Here is an 18,759-nt window from a genome sequence, read left to right as displayed (position 1 = left end):
AAGGATCGCCCGTGAGCCAGTCCCTGATCGCCGCCCTGCAAAACCCGGCTTTATACCCCCATCCGGTAGAAGCGTTCCACGTCATCGAGACCCATATTTCATGGGTCATCCTGACCGGTCCTTATGCGTATAAATTGAAGAAGCCGATGAACTTCGGCTTCCTGGACTTCACCCAGTTGGACGACCGGGGTCACTTCTGCAAGGAAGAACTGCGCCTCAACCAGCGCCTGACCGAAGATTTGTATCTTGAAGTATTGCCAATCACCGGCACAGCCGAAGCCCCGCAATTGGGCGGCGACGGCCCGGTCATCGAATACGCATTGAAAATGCGTCAGTTCCCGCAAAGCCAACTGCTCAGCACCCTGCAGGCCAATGGCGAACTGACCAGCGCACACATCGATGAAATGGCCAAACAGATCGCGCACTTTCACCTTACCGCGCCGAAAGTCCCGCAGGATCACCCTGCCGGCACGCCGGACGAAGTGATGGCACCGGTCCGACAGAACTTCGATCAGATCCGTCCGTTCCTCAGCGACAAGGCCGACCTGGACCAACTCGAAGCACTGCAAGCCTGGGCTGAAAGCAGCTTCGAGCGCCTCAAGCCATTGCTGGCACAGCGTAAGCTGGAAGGCTTCACCCGCGAGTGTCACGGTGATATTCACCTGGGCAACGCCACCTTGATCGATGGCCACGTGGTTATTTTCGACTGCATCGAGTTCAACGAACCGTTCCGTTTCACCGACGTGTACGCCGACACCGGCTTCCTGGCGATGGACCTGGAAGACCGTGGCCTCAAGTCGCTGTCGCGGCGCTTTATCAGCCAGTACCTGGAATTGACCGGCGACTATCAGGGCCTCGAAGTCCTGAACTTCTACAAAGCCTACCGTGCGCTCGTTCGCGCCAAGATCTCGCTGTTCAGCATGCCGAGCGAGGCAAGCCCGGTGCAGCGCGCCACTACCCTGCGCCAGTACCGTAACTACGCCAACCTGGCCGAAAGCTACAGCACCATTCCATCGCGCTTCCTGGCGATCACCCACGGTGTTTCGGCGGTCGGCAAAAGCCACGTCGCCATGCGCCTGGTCGAAGCACTGGGGGCGGTGCGCCTGCGTTCGGATGTGGAGCGCAAGCGCCTATTCGGCGAGCAACACGTGGAAAACACGCCACAGGCCGGCATTTATGCCGCGGATGCCAGCGCCGCCACCTACGCACGCCTGAATGAAATCGCTGACATCGTATTGCGTGCTGGCTACCCGGTAGTGCTGGATGCGACCTTCCTCAAACGCGAACAGCGCGACGCAGCGGCCAAGGTTGCCGAGGCCACCGGCGCGCCTTTCCTGATCCTGGATTGCAACGCACCTCAAGCCGTTATCAGCGCCTGGCTGGCACAACGTCAGGCAGACAAAAACGATCCGTCTGACGCAACGCTGGCGGTAATCGAAGAACAGCAGGCCAATCGTGACCCACTGACGGCCGAAGAACTGCTGCTGAGCAAACGCGTCGAGACCAATGAAAGCGGGACACTGGATGCCTTGGTCGCGCATATTCGTCAGCGCTTGCCGGGCCTGTAAGAAAAATTTCTTGGTCGTGTCGTCTACTTGGGCGCACGACCAAGCAATAGTGGCACTATAATGGCGTCATAAATCCAACAGGAGTCGCCGTCATGAGTCAGCCCAAGCTTCTCGATACACCGCTCTACTCGCTCCTGCATAAAGACGATATCCGCGGCTTCAATCAGGAACGCCCAAAAGAAGGGGCGATCGACATGCGTGGCGGCGATTTCCGTGGCTTGGACCTGCGCGAGCTGAATGCCGTCGGCGTGGATTTCACCGACGCGTACTTCCGCTCCGCCGACCTGCGCGGCCTGGATTTGCGTGACTGCTCATTGGAAGGCGCCAGCCTGGCGCATGCGCAAATCTCGGGCACCTACTTCCCACCTGAACTGACCGCCGACGAGATCCTCATGTCGGTCAATTTCGGCACTCGCCTGCGCTACCGCACCAAGTAGACATTGTCCCCCCCCGGGCCTTGGTACGCGCCCACGTACCAAGGACCTTGCACCTGCCCGCCGTCAAAATCCCCGCGTCATTCTTATAAGCTTTTAGGCCGTTCCTGACCAAAGAACTACGCTTTTCCTACTGAGCGCTACACTCCTTTTCAGGCTTGCCTGGTCACGATACCCACCGCACCATTCGGCCGTCGCAAGGAGGCTTGATGAATGATGAGCTGCAACACCTGAAAAACCTCGGCAAGACGTCTGCACAGTGGCTGCATGCGGTGGGCATCCACAGTGCGTCCGACTTGCGCCGCCTGGGGGCTGTGGATGCCTATCGAGCAGTGAGAACGCGCGGGTTCCGGGCTTCGAAAGTGCTGCTGTATGCAATCGAAGGGGCCTTGATGGATGTGCACTGGAACGACATTCCGACCGAGCGCAAGGAGGCGTTGAACCGCCAGCTGGACGCCCTCTCGGCACGGCAGAGAAATTAGATCAGTCAGCAAGCCCAACAATTACGGGCCTTTCGAACGATCGTTTGAGGAAAAATTCGAAGCGACCAAAAACAGGCATTGACTCTCAAATGAGAATCGTTATGATTATCACAACTGGTCGCGAGATCAGCCGATAACTGAAAGACCATTGGTTCGGACTCTCAGATTATCTCCTCATCAGGCTAATCACGGTTATTTGACCCGGCTCTTGCCGGGTCTTTTTTTGCCTGCAGAAAGCTGCCTGCCATACCGTTCAGCGAGCGATGATCAGGGGATGCCCCCGCTCAGGATGGGGCTGCACCAACACGTCCAGGCCGAACACGGCTTTCAGCGGCTCCGGACGCATCACCTGTTCAGGCGTGTCCAGCGCATGCGGTCGGCCCTGCTCCAGCAGCAAAATCCGGTCGCAATAACGTGCAGCCAGATTCAAGTCATGCAGAATCACCAGCACCGCCGCGCCGCGATCAGCAAAGGTGCGAATCGCCTGCAACGTGGTGTGTTGATGTAACGGGTCCAGCATTGAAGTGGGCTCATCAAGCAGCAACGTCTGCCCCGTCTCGCCCGGCCATAACTGCGCCAGCACCCGCGCCAGGTGGACGCGCTGACGCTCGCCACCGGACAACGCCAGGTAACTGCGACCGCTCAAGTGGCCGACATCCGCAGCCTGTAGCGCCGCGTCGATAATCTCGTCATCGCGTGTGCGGCCGGTCTGATGCGGCAAACGCCCCATGCCGACGACTTCCTCCACGCGAAAAGCAAAGTCCAGGGTCGAGCTTTGCGGCAATACCGCCAAGCGCTGCGCGCGCTGTGCGCCGGTCCAGTCTTTGAGTGCTTGCTGGTCCAGCCACACCTTGCCCTGGTCGGGATGCAGCTCACCGCACAATGCGCCGAGCAACGTACTCTTGCCCGCACCGTTGGGGCCGAGTACGCCGAGCACCTGGCCCGGCAACAGATCGAGGGTGATATCCGCCAACACTGTCTTGCTGCCGCGACGGATATGCAGGTCTTCCACACGCAGCATCAGGCACGCCCCCGCAACAACAGGTACAGAAAAAACGGCGCACCGATAAATGCAGTAACAATACCAATCGGCAATTCAGCCGGCGCCAAGGCAAGGCGCGCGACCAGGTCGGCAAACAGCAGCAGGCTGGCGCCCGCCAACACCGAAGCCGGCAACAGCACGCGATGATCCGGCCCCGCCAACAGGCGCACCAGGTGCGGCACCACCAACCCCACGAAGCCAATCATGCCCGCCGCGGCCACCGCTGCGCCTACTCCTAACGCGGTGCAGAACACCAACTCGCGCTTGAGCCGCTCGACATCGATCCCGAGGTGGCTCGCTTCCGACTCGCCCAGCAGCAAGGCATTCAGCGCCTTCGCGCGGCGCGGCAACCACAGTGCTACGCCGGCGCTCACCAGCAACAGAGGCCACAGCCGCGAATAACTGGCGCCATTGAGGCTTCCCAGGTTCCAGAACGTAAGGGTACGCAGGGTCGCGTCCTCGGCCAGGTAAGTGAACAAGCCGACCACCGAGGTCGCGAGGGCCGTCAGCGCGATACCGGCGAGCAGCATCGTGGCGACATTGGTCTGGCCGTTACGCCGACCCAGTCGATAGACCAGCGCGGTCACCCCCAGGCCACCGAGGAATGCACACAACGACAACAGGTAAGGCCCGAAGGCATCCGGCAAGCCGCCGAAAAACGACCCCCCGACAATCGCCACTGCTGCGCCCAGCGCCGCACCACTGGAAACGCCCACCAATCCCGGATCCGCCAGCGGGTTGCGAAACAGTCCCTGCATGGCCACTCCCGACAATGCCAATACACCGCCGACAGCCAGCCCCAGCAAGGTTCGCGGCAGACGAATCTGCCCCAGGATCAGCTCAGCCTGCTCCAACCCTTGCGCCTGGATCGGCACCCCGATCAGTCGCAGCGCCGCCTTGAGCGTATCCAGCAAGGGCAGGCTCACAGGCCCCAGCGCTAGGGATAGCCAAATCGCAAGGGCGCACAGTATCGTCAGCCCGATAAATAACGTTCGCGGTTTAACCAGAGTGGTCATGGGGCGGCTTTAGCCTGGGCGGGATAGAACCCGGCGGACAGCTCTACCAGGCTTTGCGGCAGACGCGGCCCCAGGCCGCCGACCAGCAAGGTCGGGTCCAGCTCAAACACTCGCCCATTCTTGGCCGCCGGCGTCGAGGCAAGGATCGGATTCTCCTTGAACAACGCCGCGCGTGCCGCGTCGCCGGTCAGGGCACGATCAGCGAACACCAACACATCAGGGCTCAACCCCGCCAGCGACTCCAGCGAAAACGGCTTGTAACCATTATGAGTCGCCAGGTTGTGCCCGCCCGCCTGCTGCAACACCCAGTCGGCGGCAGTGTCCTTGCCCGCAATCAGCGATTTACCGCCGGCGTGGCCGATCAGCACCAACACACCCGGCGCCTTTTGCGTGGCCTGGGCCTTGGCAACCCAGCGTTTCTGTTGATCGAGGGCTTGTTCATATCCAGTAAACAACTCATCGGCCTTGGCCGGGTTGCCCAGCAACTTGCCGAGGTGCTGGAGATTGCCTTTGAGGGCCGGGAGGTCCGGTTCCGCCGAGAACATCTCCACCTGCACGCCCGCGCTGCGGATTTGCGCCAGCACCGGCGGCGGCCCCATTTCGTCGGTCCCTACCAGCACCTGGGGACGCAGGCTGAGAATCCCTTCAGCCGACAACTGGCGCTGATAGCCAATGCTCGGCAACGCCTTGAGCGATTCCGGATGCTGGCTGGTGGTGTCCACCCCCACCAGCTTCGACTCACCGCCTAGGGCCGTCACCCACTCCGACAGCGCCCCACCGGCACTCACCCAGCGTTGAGGCAGTTCAGAGGCTTGCGCCCCGTGGTTGACGAGCAGTCCGACAACAAGCGCAATAGCGCTGGCACTCAGGCGCATAACAGGGTTTCCTTCCAAGGGCAGGGCCTTTCGAGCACTCAGTGATGTGACAGGTAACCCCTGCCGAACATCGAACCAAGCACCCAGTCAGCTGACGGGCGAAGCCGGCATTTGATAATTGTTTGCATTTGCACGTCAAGGCACTTAAGGATTGAAATGAAGTTTCTCTGCCCCTCCGACGCCCTCGCCCCCAACTGCGGCCTGGGGTTTGATCTGGACGGCTGCAAGCTGCTGGCAGTGCGCCGCGACGGCGTTGCCTACTTCTATATCAACCGCTGCCCCCATCGCGGTATCCCCCTGGAATGGCAGCCCGACCGCTTCCTCGACACCAGTGCCAGCCTGATCCAGTGCGCAACCCACGGTGCGCTGTTCCTGATCGAAAGCGGCGAGTGCATCGCCGGACCCTGCGCAGGCGCAAGCCTTACCGCCCTGCCCGGCCGCGAAGACGAACAGGGGCTGTGGGTGCAACTCTAGTCGAGCAGCACCTCCAGTCGACGGTCAACGAAGATTTCCTCAGGCGTAACCTTCACGCCATACGCCAGCACCTCGACGCCCGCCGCCTTTGCCTCACGCAAGGCCGCGGCATAGGCGGCATCGATCTCCACCGCCGGGCGCACTGCGTCAATGCCGGAGAGATTGACGCAATACAGCTGCACCGCGCGCACGCCATCACGCGCCAGGTGCGCCAATTCGCGCAAATGCTTGGCGCCGCGCTGGGTGACTGCATCGGGGAAGGCGGCAACGGGAGTGTCATCGAAACCCAGGGTCACACTCTTGACCTCGACATAGGCCGCGCCATCCGGGTAATCCAGGCGAAAGTCGATGCGGCTTTTCTCCTGGCCGTAAGGCACTTCGCGCTTCAATGCAGTAAAGCCATTGAGCTCGACAATCACCCCGGCCAGCAACGCCTCTTCGACCAACTGATTGGCGCGCGCGGTGTTGACACAGGCCAGCCGGCCCTGGGGCGTTTCGGCGATTTCCCAGGTGCCCGGCAATTTGCGCTTGGGGTCATTGGAACGGCTGAACCAGACCTGCCCGCCCTCGACCATGCAATTGAGCATCGAGCCGGTGTTGGGGCAGTGAATGGTCAGCAATTCGCCGGTAACGGTCTCGATATCGGTGAGAAAACGCTTGTATCGGCGAATCAGGCGCGCTTCTTCGAGGGGAGGATAAAAACGCATCAGCCTTGCCAACTCCGCAGGCCACGGGCGATCCGCTCTACCGCTTCTTGTAGCCGATCAAGGTTTTGCGTGTAGGCAAATCGCACATGGTGACCGGCTTGATAACGGCCGAAGTCCAGGCCGGGCGTAAACGCGACATGCTCGGTTTCGAGGAAGTGTCGGCAGAACGCGAAGGCATCACCGCCGAAGGCGCTGATGTCGGCGTACAGGTAGAACGCCCCTTCCGGCTCGACGGCGATGCCGAAACCCAGTTCGCGCAGCGCTGGCAGCAGGAAGTCACGGCGGCGGCCGAATTCGGCGCGGCGCTCTTCCAGAATGCCCAGTGTTTGCGGGGTAAAACAGGCCAGTGCCGCATGCTGGGCCATGCTGGGCGCGCTGATGTACAGGTTCTGCGCCAACTTCTCCAACTCACCGACGGCTGCCGGTGGTGCCACCAGCCACCCCAGGCGCCAGCCGGTCATGCCGAAATACTTCGAAAAACTATTCAGGACAAACGCTTCATCATCGACCTCCAGCACGCTGGCGGCGTCGGTGCCGTAGGTGAGGCCGTGATAAATCTCGTCCACGACCAAATGGCCGTTACGGGCCTTGATGGCACTGGACAGCCCTGCCAATTCATCCCGCGTGAGGATTGTGCCGGTGGGGTTGGCCGGCGAGGCCACCAGAGCCCCCACACTGTCCTGGTCCCAATGCCTGGCAACCAGGTCGGCGGTCAGTTGATAACGGACATCGGGGCCCACCGGCACCAACTGCGCCGCCCCTTCCACCAGTCGCAGGAAGTGCCGGTTGCACGGGTAACCCGGGTCAGCCAGCAGCCAATGTTTGCCGGGGTCCACCAACAGGCTGCTGGCCAGCAGCAAGGCGCCGGAACCGCCCGGGGTAATCAAGATGCGCTCGGGGTCGATGTCCAGGCGGTAGCGCTGCTGGTAGAAGCCGCTGATGGCCTCGCGCAGCTCCGGCAGGCCACGGGCCGCCGTATAGCGGGTTTTGCCGTTGGCCAATGCTGCCTGGCCGGCCTGGATGATCGGATCGGCGGTGGTGAAATCCGGTTCGCCGATTTCCAGGTGGATCACATCATGGCCGGCCGCCTGCAGCTCATTGGCTCGCGCCAGCAATGCCATGACATGAAAAGGTTCGATGGCGCGACTGCGCGCACTGTAGGGCTGAGCCATTAGCCTTCCTTAACGGTGAGGACAAAATAAGGATTCTACCGAACCCCTGGCGTAAAACATGTTCTATTGCCTGCTCGGCCGCTCAAGATGGGCCAGCAAGCGCTTGTAAAACGACTAAAATCAACACGCAGGGCGATCCATACCCAGCCATAGCGGGCTGCTGTTGTCAGCAACCCTGGCGTGATGGCCCTCGACAACCGGGAGTGGCGCACCCTGAATCTATCTGGTAAGTTCGCCCGCTTGCAGCCGCAGGGCCGGCAGGTGTCGGTGACGTTGCAATCCTGCGCAATGGATTAGAAGAGTGAGAGGCGGTCTATTCATGTCCACCCAAGCAAAGCAACAACAATCCTCAGGCCTCAGCGGCTTCACACCCTATGTTGAGGCGAAGGGTGAGGAGTACATGAGCGAGCCCATGCGCAAGCACTTCTCCAATATCCTGAAGAAGTGGAAGCAGGACTTGATGCAGGAAGTCGACCGCACGGTTGACCATATGAAGGACGAAGCCGCCAACTTCCCGGACCCGGCCGACCGTGCCAGCCAGGAAGAGGAGTTCGCCCTCGAACTGCGCGCCCGTGATCGCGAGCGCAAGCTGATCAAGAAAATCGACAAGACGTTGCAACTGATCGAAGACGAAGAATACGGCTGGTGCGAATCCTGCGGCGTCGAGATCGGTATTCGTCGCCTGGAAGCCCGCCCTACCGCGGACCTCTGCGTAGACTGCAAGACCTTGGCTGAAATCAAGGAAAAACAGGTCGGCAAGTAATCCCGCCGAGCTGAAAGAAATGGGGCGTGCGAACGCCCCATTTTTGTTTCTGGAATTTACTACTTTTCCAGTAGTATCCGGCCCATGACAGCCTCTACTTATATCGGGCGTTTCGCCCCCACGCCCAGCGGCCATTTGCACTTCGGCTCGCTGGTCGCCGCCCTCGCCTCCTACCTCGACGCCCGCGCCAACCACGGCCGCTGGCTGATGCGCATGGAAGACCTCGACCCGCCACGTGAAGAGCCCGGCGCCCAAACGGCGATCCTGCACGCCCTGGAAAGCTACGGCTTTGAGTGGGACGGTGAATTGGTCCGACAAAGCGAGCGGCATGATGCCTACGCCAAAGTGCTGAACGATATGTTCAACCACGGCCTGGCCTACGCGTGCACCTGCTCGCGCAAACAGCTGGAGGGCTACAACGGGATTTATCCGGGGCTGTGCCGCAATGCCGGGCACGACCAGCAAGATGCCGCCATTCGCCTGCGCGTTCCTGAGCTGGAATACCACTTTACTGACCGCGTTCAGGGTGAATTCCGACAGCACTTGGGCCGCGATGTAGGCGATTTCATCATCCGCCGCCGTGACGGCCTGTACGCCTATCAATTGGCCGTGGTCCTCGACGATGCCTGGCAAGGGGTGACCGACATCGTGCGCGGCGCTGACCTGCTCGACTCCACGCCGCGCCAGTTGTATCTGCAGGAGCTGCTGGGCCTGCGCCAACCGCGCTATCTCCACGTACCGTTGATTGTCCAGCCGGACGGTAACAAATTGGGCAAATCCTATCGCTCCCCGCCGTTGACACCTGACCAGGCCACGCCTTTGCTATTGAGAGCCCTGCGCGCGCTCGGCCAGCAACCCGGCAGCGAGTTGCTCCACGCCAGCCCACGGGAGCTGCTGGATTGGGGCATTGCGCAGTGGGATGCCAGCCGCATCCCGCGCACACTCACGTTGGCCGAAGCGCAATTGAGCTGAAGGCGCTTGCAGCTTGCCCACCATCCGTTACCATCGCCGCAGTTTTTCAATCAGAGGCCAACATGTACATCTATCGATTGGTCCTGCTGCTGGTCGTCGGGATCTACCTGTTTTCCCCCGCCATCATGGATTGGTGGATCGACGCCACGGGCGCCTGGTACCGCCCATATCTGCTGTGGCTGATCCTGATCGTCGTGACCTTTATCCTGCAGAGCCAAAAAGATGCCGATGAGCTTTAGCCTCACCCAGATGCTGCTGATCAGCGCCGCCTACCTGGCGGCGCTGTTCGGGGTCGCCTGGATCAGTGAGCGCGGAATGATTCCGCGGGCGATCATTCGCCATCCGCTGACCTACACCTTGTCCCTGGGCGTCTACGCCAGCGCCTGGGCGTTCTATGGCACGGTGGGCCTGGCCTATCAGTATGGCTACGGCTTCCTGTCCAGTTACCTGGGCGTGTCCGGCGCATTTTTGCTCGCGCCGGTGCTGCTCTACCCGATCCTGAAGATCACCCGCACCTATCAACTGTCGTCATTGGCCGACCTGTTCGCCTTCCGTTTTCGCAGCACCTGGGCCGGCGCGCTGACCACCGTTTTCATGCTGATCGGCGTACTGCCCTTGCTGGCCCTGCAGATTCAAGCGGTGGCCGACTCCATCAGCATCCTCACCCGCGAGCCCGTGCAGCACCGCGTCGCCCTCGCCTTCTGCGCGCTGATCACGCTGTTCACGATTTTCTTCGGCTCACGCCATATCGCCACCCGCGAGAAGCATGAAGGCCTGGTGTTCGCGATTGCGTTCGAGTCGGTGATCAAGCTGATCGCCATCGGCGGTGTCGGCCTTTATGCGCTCTACGGCGTGTTCGATGGCCCGCAACAGCTGGAACTGTGGCTGCTGCAAAACCAGACGGCCCTCGCCGCCCTGCACACGCCGCTGCAGGAAGGTCCATGGCGCACGCTGCTGCTGGTGTTCTTCGCCTCGGCCATCGTGATGCCGCACATGTATCACATGACTTTCACCGAGAACCTCAACCCGCGCTCGCTGGTCAGCGCCAGTTGGGGCTTGCCGCTGTTCCTGCTGCTGATGAGCCTGGCGGTGCCGCTGATCCTGTGGGCCGGCCTCAAACTCGGGGCAACGACCAATCCGGAATACTTCACCCTCGGCATCGGCATCGCCGCCAACAGCCCGGCCCTGGCGCTGCTGGCGTATGTCGGCGGCTTGTCGGCAGCCAGCGGGCTGATCATTGTCACCACGCTGGCGCTGTCGGGCATGGCGCTCAATCACCTGGTGCTGCCGCTGTACCAGCCACCGGCCGAAGGCAATATCTACCGCTGGCTGAAGTGGACGCGCCGCGCGCTGATCGTCGCGATCATCATGGCCGGCTACGGGTTCTACCTGTTGCTCGGCGCCGGACAAGACCTCGCCAACCTGGGCATCGTCGCGTTTGTCGCGACCTTGCAGTTCCTGCCGGGAGTGCTGTCGGTGCTGTACTGGCCGACGGCCAATCGACGTGGCTTCATCGCCGGGCTGCTGGCCGGGATCCTGGTGTGGCTCGTGACCATGCTGCTGCCGCTGGTCGGCAATCTGCAGGGCTTCTACATCCCGCTGCTGAACATGATCTACGTGCTGGACGACACCAGCTGGCACATGGCGGCGATTGCCTCGCTGGCGGCCAACGTGCTGATGTTCACCCTGATTTCACTGTTCACCAACGCCAGCCCCGAAGAAACCAGCGCCGCCGAAGCCTGCGCAGTAGACAACGTGCGCCGCCCGCAGCGCCGCGAACTGCACGCCGCCTCGCCCCAGGAGTTCGCCACGCAACTGGCCAAGCCGCTGGGCGCCAAGGCCGCGCAAAAGGAGGTCGAGCAGGCGCTGCGCGACCTTTACCTGCCGTTTGACGAGCGGCGCCCGTATGCCTTGCGCCGCCTGCGTGACCGTATTGAAGCCAACCTGTCCGGCCTGATGGGCCCCAGCGTGTCCCAGGACATCGTCGAAACCTTTTTGCCCTACAAGGCCGGCGGCGAAAACTACGTCACCGAAGACATCCATTTCATCGAGAGCCGGCTGGAGGATTACCACTCACGCCTCACCGGGCTGGCCGCCGAACTCGATGCCCTGCGTCGCTACCACCGCCAGACCCTGCAGGAACTGCCGATGGGCGTGTGCTCGCTGGCCAAGGATCAAGAGATCCTGATGTGGAACAAGGCCATGGAAGAACTCACCGGCATCGCCGCACAACGGGTGGTCGGCTCGCGCCTGAACACCTTGGGCGATCCGTGGAAAGAACTGCTGCAAGGCTTTATCAACCTGCCCGACGAGCATTTGCACAAGCAGCACCTGGCCCTTGACGGCCAGACCCGCTGGCTCAACCTGCACAAAGCCGCCATCGACGAGCCGCTGGCCCCCGGCAACAGCGGCCTGGTGCTGCTGGTCGAAGACCTGACCGACACGCAGATGCTCGAAGACAAGCTGGTGCACTCCGAGCGCCTGGCCAGCATCGGTCGCCTGGCCGCAGGCGTGGCCCATGAAATCGGCAATCCGATCACCGGTATCGCTTGCCTGGCGCAGAACCTGCGCGAAGAGCGCGAGGAAGACGGCGAAATCACCGAGATCAGCGGGCAAATCCTCGAACAGACCAAGCGGGTCTCGCGCATCGTGCAGTCGCTGATGAGCTTTGCCCATGCCGGCGCCCATCAGAATCAGGACGAGGCCGTGTGCCTGGCCGAGGTGGCGCAGGATGCCATTGGGCTGCTGGCCTTGAACCGGCGTAATTTCGAAGTACAGTTCTTCAACTTGTGCGACCCCGACCACTGGGTCGACGGCGACTCACAACGCCTGGCCCAAGTGCTGATCAACCTGCTGTCCAACGCCCGTGACGCGTCGCCGCCACACAGCGCGGTACGCGTCAAGAGCGAGGCTTTCGAGCACACGGTCGACCTGATCGTGGAGGATGAAGGCAGCGGCATTCCACAGAACATCATGGACCGATTGTTCGAACCCTTCTTCACCACAAAGGATCCGGGTGAAGGTACCGGTCTGGGCCTTGCACTGGTCTATTCCATCGTTGAAGAGCATTATGGACAAATCACCATCGACAGCCCGGCTGACACCGAAAGCCAACGCGGCACCCGTATTCGGGTGACCTTGCCGCGTCATGTCGAAGCGACGTCCGCTGTGAACTGAGACCGTCGAGAGAATTGAATCAATGCCGCACATTTTGATCGTCGAAGACGAAACCATTATCCGCTCTGCCTTGCGTCGCCTGCTTGAACGTAATCAGTACCAGGTCAGCGAAGCCGGCTCGGTGCAGGAAGCCCAGGAGCGGTTCAGCATTCCCACGTTCGACCTGATTGTCAGTGACCTGCGCCTGCCGGGCGCGCCTGGCACCGAGTTGATCAAGCTTGGCCAGGGCACCCCGGTGCTGATCATGACCAGCTACGCCAGCCTGCGCTCGGCGGTGGACTCCATGAAGATGGGCGCGGTGGACTACATCGCCAAGCCTTTCGACCACGATGAAATGCTCCAGGCCGTGGCCCGCATCCTGCGTGACCGCCAGTCGGCCAGCAGCGCACCTGCCGAACAGCGCCCCGCCGGTAAAGCGGCCAACGGCGCCGACAAGCCGGGGGTCGACAACAGTAACGGCGAGATCGGTATCATCGGCTCCTGCCCACCGATGCAGGACCTGTACGGCAAGATCCGCAAGGTCGCGCCGACTGATTCCAATGTACTGATCCAGGGCGAGTCGGGTACCGGTAAAGAACTGGTAGCCCGCGCCCTGCACAACCTCTCCAAGCGCGCCAAGGCACCGATGATCTCGGTGAACTGCGCGGCGATCCCCGAATCGTTGATCGAGTCCGAGCTGTTCGGGCACGAGAAAGGCGCGTTCACCGGCGCCAGCGCCGGCCGTGCAGGTTTGGTCGAAGCGGCGGACGGCGGCACATTGTTCCTCGATGAAATCGGTGAGCTGCCCCTGGAAGCCCAGGCGCGTTTGCTGCGCGTGCTGCAGGAAGGCGAGATTCGCCGCGTCGGTTCGGTGCAATCGCAGAAGGTGGATGTGCGCCTGATCGCAGCCACGCACCGTGACCTGAAGAGCCTGGCCAAGATCGGCCAGTTCCGTGAAGACTTGTATTACCGCTTGCACGTGATCGCCCTCAAGCTGCCGGCCCTGCGCGAGCGTGGCGCCGACGTCAACGAGATCGCCAACGCGTTCCTGCTGCGCCAGAGCGCCCGCATCAACCGTACCGACCTCAAGTTCGCCCCGGATGCCGAGCAGGCCATTCGGCATTACTCGTGGCCGGGTAACGTGCGTGAACTGGAGAATGCGGTCGAACGTGCGGTGATTCTGTCGGAGAGCCCGGAGATTTCCGCCGAGCTGCTGGGCATCGATATCGAGCTCAGTGACCTTGAGGATGACGACTTCATCGGCCTGGCCCCACAACAGGGCGGCGGTAGCAATACCAGCCACGAGCCGACGGAGGATTTGTCACTGGAAGACTACTTCCAGCATTTCGTCCTTGAGCACCAGGACCACATGACCGAGACCGAACTGGCACGCAAGCTGGGCGTGAGCCGCAAGTGCCTGTGGGAACGGCGCCAGCGCCTGGGCATCCCACGGCGCAAGACCGGGGTGGCCAGCGAGAGTTGAGGGTGCGCCCCCACAGGTAACACCCTCAGATGTGAAAAAACTGTTACCGCTGATTTTTCACGTAACAAAAGCCGGGGCTTACGGTAACGAAGCCCCGGCTTTTTTTCGCCCGTCGAAAACCCAAAACCGCCTCAAACCCCTGCTTTTGCTGGGCGGCACAAAAGTTGGCACGCACCCTGCTATATGCTTAGTACAAAAACAATAACAAGCTTTGTACAAGACAATAAAAATAAGACGAATCGACTCACGCACAATAAAAACAACACGGCGGAGGCGCAGCTAACTGATTCTTTTGGAGAGGCGTTGCATTTGGGGCTTGCCCCGCAACCAGGCCGAGAACAACAAAAACTGCCCTAAGGCAGAGCCTGAACTGGTTGGATCGTAGATCAGCAACACAGCGACCAAAGCAATCCGTTTGCTCTTGACTCCCGATTGGGAGTGTCATGAAGGTGAAGCTTCATGGCGAGGGCGATCAACAAAAACAAGAAGCCCGAAATCAATAATAAAAATAGAGCACGCAACTACTTCTGGGGGAGCTTCGGCTCCCCTTGTAGTTTCCGCATGAAAACTCGAGCATTTGACGATTTAAGGCTTATGGCGCAAGGCCTGCAGCTTGTTCCTACACCATCCCCTGACTAAATGCTAGAATCCCCGCCCATCATGCGGTCATTCTTCGTTATGGCCGAACATTCCTTCAAACAGTGCATCCCATGCTGAAGAAGTTGTTCCAGTCATTCCGTTCTCCCTTGCGTCGTACGCAACACAAACGCAGCACGCCTGAAGTGCTCAATAGCAGCCAGCATTCGCTGCAGCGCGCTCAGTTCAGCCGTTATGCAGTGAACATCGTCGAACGTTTGCAGAACGCCGGCTACCAGGCTTATCTGGTCGGCGGTTGCGTACGCGACATGTTGCTCAATATCACACCCAAGGATTTCGACGTCGCCACCAGCGCCACGCCTGAACAGGTCCGTGCCGAGTTTCGCAATGCGCGCATCATCGGCCGCCGCTTCAAGCTGGTGCATATCCACTTCGGCCGCGAAATCATCGAAGTGGCGACCTTCCGCGCCGGCCACCCGCAAAACGATGAAGAGGAAGACACCAACCAGTCTTCCCGCAACGAAAGCGGGCGCATCCTGCGCGACAACGTCTACGGCACCCTGGAAGAAGATGCGCAGCGCCGCGACTTCACCATCAACGCCCTGTATTACGACCCGGTCAGCGAGCGCATTCTCGATTACGCCAATGGCGTGCACGACATCCGCAACAACCTGATCCGCCTGATCGGCGACCCGGTGCAGCGCTACCAGGAAGACCCGGTGCGCATGCTGCGGGCCGTGCGTTTCGCCGCCAAGCTCAACTTCGGCATCGAAAAGCACACGGCCGCGCCGATCCGCGACCTGGCACCGATGCTGCGCGAGATTCCTTCGGCGCGCCTGTTCGAGGAAGTGCTCAAGCTGTTCCTCTCGGGCTACGCTGCCGACACCTTCGAAATGCTCGTCGACCTGCAGCTGTTCGATCCGCTGTTCCCGGCCAGTGCCGAGGCGTTGGAATACAACCCGACGTACACCCACACGCTGATCAGCGAAGCGCTGATCAATACCGACTTGCGCATCAAGCAGAACAAACCGGTGACCCCGGCGTTCCTGTTTGCCGCGCTGTTGTGGCCGGCCCTGCCCAAACGCGTACTGCGCCTGCAAGAGCGTGGCATGCCGCCGATTCCGGCCATGCAGGAAGCGGCTCATGAGCTGATCGCCGAGCAGTGCCAGCGCATCGCCATTCCGAAACGCTTCACCCTGCCGATCCGCGAGATCTGGGACATGCAGGAGCGCCTGCCACGCCGCAGCGGCAAGCGCGCCGACCTGCTGCTGGACAACCCGCGCTTCCGTGCCGGCTACGATTTCCTGCTGTTGCGCGAAAGCGCCGGCGAGCAGACCGATGGCCTGGGTGAATGGTGGACCGACTACCAGGACGCCAATGAAAGCCAGCGCCGCGACATGATTCGCGACCTTGGCAGCAAGGGCGAGAGCGCCGGCGAAGGGCCGAAGAAACGTCGTCGCAGCGGTACCAAGCGCAAGCGCAGCGCCGCCGATGCCTCGGGCGCCGCAGGCGAATAAACGTGGAACGTATCTACATCGGCATGGGCAGCAATCTGGCCGCCCCGGATCAGCAATTGCGCAGCGCCATCGAAGCGCTCGCACAACTACCGGGGACCACCGTCGCCGGTGTGTCGGCGTTTTACCAAAGCGATTCCCTGCTCCCGGGCCAACCGCACTACACCAACGCGGTGGCGGCCCTGGACAGCAGCCTGGCGCCCCTTGAGCTGCTGGATGCGCTGCAAGCCATCGAAAACGATCAGGGCCGCGAGCGCCTTGAGCGTTGGGGGCCGCGCACACTGGACCTGGACATCCTGCTGTTTGGCGATCGCCTGATCGACGAGCCGCGCCTCAAGGTGCCCCATTACCAGATGCACCTGCGCGCGTTTGTGCTGTACCCGCTGGCTGAGCTAGCGCCCGCATCGCTGCAAATGCCCAACGGTCAAACGCTCAACGACTTGCTGACCGCCTGCCCGTTTGTCGGTCTGGAACGCTTGCCCCAAAACTGACTCAATCAATGTGGGAGCTGGCTTGCCTGCGATAGCATCACCTCGGTTTCACTGAAAGACCGAGGCGCCTGCATCGCAGGCAAGCCAGCTCCCACATTTTGTTCACCTACGCCCTCAAAATCCCTTTCCCACTTGCTGAATCGCGTCAGTAACAGCGGTAACACCGCCATCGTAACAATGCGGTAACACATCCAATTGACTTCCCGTGTCCTCCTCACGACTATAGGCGTCCCGCTGCCGCCAACCCGGCGCTGAAGGGCGCAATCCAGGCCTTATAAGCACTGCTCTCAAGACATTGCGCCTGTATAAACGAAGACTCACGCGCGTTACTCGCTGTTTCCAAGCGCCTGAACGAGGACCCTTTTCATGCCAGACATTACCCTGACCACCTTGCAGAGCCTCAAGCTCAAAGGTGAAAAAATCACCATGCTCACCTGCTATGACGCCACCTTCGCCCAAGCCAGTTGCCAGGCCGGAGTTGAAGTGTTGCTGGTAGGTGACTCCCTGGGCATGGTTCTTCAAGGGAATGACAGCACGCTGCCCGTCACCACCGATGAACTCGCCTATCACACCGCCAGCGTCAAGCGCGGCAACGACGGCGCATTTATCATCGCCGACCTGCCGTTCATGGATTACGCCACTGTCGAGCAGACGTTCCACAACGCTGGCAAACTGATGCGCGCCGGTGCGCACATGGTCAAAGTGGAAGGTGCCGTGTGGCTCGCCGAGTCGATTCGTCTGCTGGCTGAACGCGGCGTGCCGGTCTGTGCACATATGGGCCTTACGCCACAGTCGGTGAACATCCTCGGCGGCTACAAGGTACAAGGCCGCAACGAAGCCCAGGCGCGCCAGATGCGTGCCGATGCCATCGCCCTGGAACAAGCGGGCGTTGCGATGATCCTGCTCGAATGCGTGCCCAGCGAACTGGCAGCAGAAATCACCCAGGCCGTCAAAGTGCCGGTGATCGGTATTGGCGCAGGCTCGGCCACCGATGGCCAGGTCTTGGTACTGCATGACATGCTCGGCCTGTCGCTTACCGGCCGCGTTCCAAAGTTCGTGAAAAACTTCATGACCGGCCAGGACAGCATCCACGCCGCGCTGAGCGCCTATGTCGCCGAAGTCAAAGGCGTGACCTTCCCCGGCGCCGAACACGGATTCTCTGCATGAACACCGTAAAAACCGTCCGCGAACTGCGGGCTGCCGTCGCCCATGCCCGTAAAGCCGGCAAACGCATCGGCTTCGTGCCCACCATGGGCAACCTGCACAGCGGCCACGCCACCCTGGTGACCAAAGCCGCGCAACAGGCTGACTTCGTCGTCGCGAGCATCTTCGTCAACCCACTGCAGTTCGGCGCTGGCGAAGACTTGGACAAATACCCGCGGACCTTGGCAGCGGACCAGGAAAAGCTCCTGCAAGCCGGCTGCAACCTGCTGTTCGCGCCGACCGTCGAGGAAATGTACCCCGGCGGCATGAGCGGCCAGACCCGCGTCAGCGTCCCGCAGTTGTCCGAAGGCCTGTGCGGCGCCAGTCGTCCCGGGCACTTCGAGGGCGTGGCGACGGTGGTCAGCAAGCTGTTCAACATGGTCCAGCCGGACATGGCCGTGTTCGGCCAGAAGGACTACCAGCAACTGGCGGTGATTCGCGCCATGGTCCATGACCTGAACATGCCGATCCAGATCATCGGCGAACCGACCGTGCGTGCCGACGACGGCCTGGCGCTCTCATCGCGCAACGGTTACCTCAGCGATGAGCAACGCGCCATCGCCCCGGTGCTGTACCGCAGCCTCGGCCAGATCGCCGCCGCCATCAAAGGCGGTGACCGCGATTTCGCCACGCTGCGCGCCGAACAGGTTCGGCAGATCGAAGCCGCCGGGCTGCGCCTGGATTACCTTGAAGTGCGCCAGGGCATAAACCTGCGCCCGGCCACGCCCGAGGACCGCGATGTGGTGATCCTGGTCGCCGCCTATCTGGGCGCTACCCGCCTCATCGACAACCTGCACCTGAACCTCTGAT

At 61.3% G+C, this 18,759-nt stretch carries 18 protein-coding genes; 13 read left to right on the top strand and 5 right to left on the bottom strand.

All coding sequences use genetic code 11. The annotated features are described in order from the left end of the window. The first annotated feature begins 11 nt into the window (after positions 1-11). The 3 genes from C9990_RS04400 (at position 12) to C9990_RS04390 (ending at position 2,484) form a co-directional block, all read left to right on the top strand. Complete coding sequence (locus tag C9990_RS04400) at positions 12-1,568, top strand: bifunctional aminoglycoside phosphotransferase/ATP-binding protein (protein WP_106802619.1); 1,557 nt, start codon at positions 12-14, stop codon at positions 1,566-1,568. A gap of 92 nt (positions 1,569-1,660) precedes the next feature. Next, positions 1,661-2,005, top strand: coding sequence for a pentapeptide repeat-containing protein (locus tag C9990_RS04395; protein WP_065910314.1), 345 nt, complete (start codon positions 1,661-1,663; stop codon positions 2,003-2,005). Between the two features lie 206 nt (positions 2,006-2,211). Continuing rightward, on the top strand, positions 2,212-2,484 hold the full coding sequence (locus tag C9990_RS04390; protein ID WP_106802618.1) for a TfoX/Sxy family protein: 273 nt from the start codon (positions 2,212-2,214) through the stop codon (positions 2,482-2,484). Positions 2,485-2,737: 253 nt separating this feature from the next. Here C9990_RS04390 and C9990_RS04385 read toward each other — a convergent pair whose 3' ends face one another. The 3 genes from C9990_RS04385 to C9990_RS04375 are packed head-to-tail and all read right to left on the bottom strand — an operon-like array spanning position 2,738 to position 5,417. After that, positions 2,738-3,505, bottom strand: coding sequence for a heme ABC transporter ATP-binding protein (locus C9990_RS04385; protein WP_065910310.1), 768 nt, complete (start codon positions 3,503-3,505; stop codon positions 2,738-2,740). Further along, entirely contained in the window at positions 3,505-4,542 is a 1,038-nt protein-coding gene (locus C9990_RS04380) for an iron ABC transporter permease (RefSeq protein ID WP_106802617.1), read from the bottom strand. Before C9990_RS04380 ends, C9990_RS04385 begins: the two co-directional genes overlap by 1 nt. After that, positions 4,539-5,417 carry a hemin ABC transporter substrate-binding protein gene (locus C9990_RS04375; protein WP_106802616.1) on the bottom strand — a complete coding sequence of 293 codons (879 nt, stop codon included), beginning with the start codon at positions 5,415-5,417 and terminating at the stop codon, positions 4,539-4,541. The genes C9990_RS04380 and C9990_RS04375 overlap by 4 nt, the downstream gene beginning before the upstream one ends. 156 nt (positions 5,418-5,573) lie before the next feature. Here C9990_RS04375 and C9990_RS04370 point away from each other — a divergent pair, with 156 nt between their 5' ends. Further along, a complete protein-coding gene (locus tag C9990_RS04370) occupies positions 5,574-5,891 on the top strand; it encodes a Rieske 2Fe-2S domain-containing protein (protein WP_106802615.1) in 318 nt (105 codons plus the stop codon). Here C9990_RS04370 and sfsA read toward each other — a convergent pair. After that, the gene (sfsA, locus tag C9990_RS04365; protein ID WP_106802614.1) at positions 5,888-6,598 is read right to left on the bottom strand and encodes a DNA/RNA nuclease SfsA; all 711 of its coding nucleotides are present in this window, start codon (positions 6,596-6,598) and stop codon (positions 5,888-5,890) included. The genes C9990_RS04370 and sfsA overlap by 4 nt on opposite strands. Continuing rightward, entirely contained in the window at positions 6,598-7,770 is a 1,173-nt protein-coding gene (locus C9990_RS04360) for a pyridoxal phosphate-dependent aminotransferase (RefSeq protein WP_106802613.1), read from the bottom strand. Before C9990_RS04360 ends, sfsA begins: the two co-directional genes overlap by 1 nt. 319 nt (positions 7,771-8,089) lie before the next feature. Here C9990_RS04360 and dksA point away from each other — a divergent pair, with 319 nt between their 5' ends. The 9 genes from dksA (at position 8,090) to panC (ending at position 18,758) form a co-directional block, all read left to right on the top strand. Beyond that, positions 8,090-8,533, top strand: a complete 444-nt coding sequence (gene dksA, locus C9990_RS04355) for an RNA polymerase-binding protein DksA (RefSeq protein ID WP_065910298.1) — start codon at positions 8,090-8,092, stop codon at positions 8,531-8,533. Between the two features lie 84 nt (positions 8,534-8,617). Next, positions 8,618-9,505, top strand: a complete 888-nt coding sequence (gene gluQRS / locus C9990_RS04350) for a tRNA glutamyl-Q(34) synthetase GluQRS (protein WP_106802612.1) — start codon at positions 8,618-8,620, stop codon at positions 9,503-9,505. A gap of 62 nt (positions 9,506-9,567) precedes the next feature. Then, complete coding sequence (locus C9990_RS04345; protein WP_003176118.1) at positions 9,568-9,744, top strand: hypothetical protein; 177 nt, start codon at positions 9,568-9,570, stop codon at positions 9,742-9,744. Beyond that, complete coding sequence (locus C9990_RS04340) at positions 9,728-12,682, top strand: sensor histidine kinase (protein ID WP_168167075.1); 2,955 nt, start codon at positions 9,728-9,730, stop codon at positions 12,680-12,682. Before C9990_RS04345 ends, C9990_RS04340 begins: the two co-directional genes overlap by 17 nt. Positions 12,683-12,704: 22 nt before the next feature. Beyond that, on the top strand, positions 12,705-14,144 hold the full coding sequence (locus C9990_RS04335) for a sigma-54 dependent transcriptional regulator (RefSeq protein ID WP_106802611.1): 1,440 nt from the start codon (positions 12,705-12,707) through the stop codon (positions 14,142-14,144). Positions 14,145-14,854: 710 nt separating this feature from the next. Beyond that, positions 14,855-16,258, top strand: a complete 1,404-nt coding sequence (locus C9990_RS04325; protein ID WP_065910290.1) for a polynucleotide adenylyltransferase PcnB — start codon at positions 14,855-14,857, stop codon at positions 16,256-16,258. A gap of 2 nt (positions 16,259-16,260) precedes the next feature. Then, entirely contained in the window at positions 16,261-16,746 is a 486-nt protein-coding gene (gene folK / locus C9990_RS04320) for a 2-amino-4-hydroxy-6-hydroxymethyldihydropteridine diphosphokinase (RefSeq protein WP_106802610.1), read from the top strand. Positions 16,747-17,112: 366 nt separating this feature from the next. Next, positions 17,113-17,913 carry a 3-methyl-2-oxobutanoate hydroxymethyltransferase gene (gene panB / locus C9990_RS04310; protein WP_065910286.1) on the top strand — a complete coding sequence of 267 codons (801 nt, stop codon included), beginning with the start codon at positions 17,113-17,115 and terminating at the stop codon, positions 17,911-17,913. After that, on the top strand, positions 17,910-18,758 hold the full coding sequence (panC, locus tag C9990_RS04305) for a pantoate--beta-alanine ligase (RefSeq protein WP_106802609.1): 849 nt from the start codon (positions 17,910-17,912) through the stop codon (positions 18,756-18,758). The genes panB and panC overlap by 4 nt, the downstream gene beginning before the upstream one ends. Position 18,759: the final 1 nt, after the last annotated feature.

Origin of the sequence: Pseudomonas sp. S5D5 (assembly GCF_003013355.1) — a bacterium.
In the GTDB taxonomy this organism is placed as follows: Bacteria; Pseudomonadota; Gammaproteobacteria; order Pseudomonadales; family Pseudomonadaceae; genus Aquipseudomonas; species Aquipseudomonas aylmerensis.
The sequence above is the reverse complement of the archived record's forward strand: the minus strand, read 5'-3'. Positions and strand labels throughout refer to the sequence as shown.

Bases quoted from the DNA above. Each gene is read 5' to 3' on its own strand.
- C9990_RS04395 (WP_065910314.1), top strand. From the start codon at position 1,661: ATGAGTCAGCCCAAGCTTCTCGATACACCGCTCTACTCGCTCCTGCAT.
- C9990_RS04390 (WP_106802618.1), top strand. From the start codon at position 2,212: ATGAATGATGAGCTGCAACACCTGAAAAACCTCGGCAAGACGTCTGCA.
- C9990_RS04385 (WP_065910310.1), bottom strand. From the start codon at position 3,505: ATGCTGCGTGTGGAAGACCTGCATATCCGTCGCGGCAGCAAGACAGTG.
- C9990_RS04380 (WP_106802617.1), bottom strand. From the start codon at position 4,542: ATGACCACTCTGGTTAAACCGCGAACGTTATTTATCGGGCTGACGATA.
- C9990_RS04375 (WP_106802616.1), bottom strand. From the start codon at position 5,417: ATGCGCCTGAGTGCCAGCGCTATTGCGCTTGTTGTCGGACTGCTCGTC.
- C9990_RS04370 (WP_106802615.1), top strand. From the start codon at position 5,574: ATGAAGTTTCTCTGCCCCTCCGACGCCCTCGCCCCCAACTGCGGCCTG.
- sfsA (WP_106802614.1), bottom strand. From the start codon at position 6,598: ATGCGTTTTTATCCTCCCCTCGAAGAAGCGCGCCTGATTCGCCGATAC.
- C9990_RS04360 (WP_106802613.1), bottom strand. From the start codon at position 7,770: ATGGCTCAGCCCTACAGTGCGCGCAGTCGCGCCATCGAACCTTTTCAT.
- dksA (WP_065910298.1), top strand. From the start codon at position 8,090: ATGTCCACCCAAGCAAAGCAACAACAATCCTCAGGCCTCAGCGGCTTC.
- gluQRS (WP_106802612.1), top strand. From the start codon at position 8,618: ATGACAGCCTCTACTTATATCGGGCGTTTCGCCCCCACGCCCAGCGGC.
- C9990_RS04345 (WP_003176118.1), top strand. From the start codon at position 9,568: ATGTACATCTATCGATTGGTCCTGCTGCTGGTCGTCGGGATCTACCTG.
- C9990_RS04340 (WP_168167075.1), top strand. From the start codon at position 9,728: ATGCCGATGAGCTTTAGCCTCACCCAGATGCTGCTGATCAGCGCCGCC.
- C9990_RS04335 (WP_106802611.1), top strand. From the start codon at position 12,705: ATGCCGCACATTTTGATCGTCGAAGACGAAACCATTATCCGCTCTGCC.
- C9990_RS04325 (WP_065910290.1), top strand. From the start codon at position 14,855: ATGCTGAAGAAGTTGTTCCAGTCATTCCGTTCTCCCTTGCGTCGTACG.
- panB (WP_065910286.1), top strand. From the start codon at position 17,113: ATGCCAGACATTACCCTGACCACCTTGCAGAGCCTCAAGCTCAAAGGT.
- panC (WP_106802609.1), top strand. From the start codon at position 17,910: ATGAACACCGTAAAAACCGTCCGCGAACTGCGGGCTGCCGTCGCCCAT.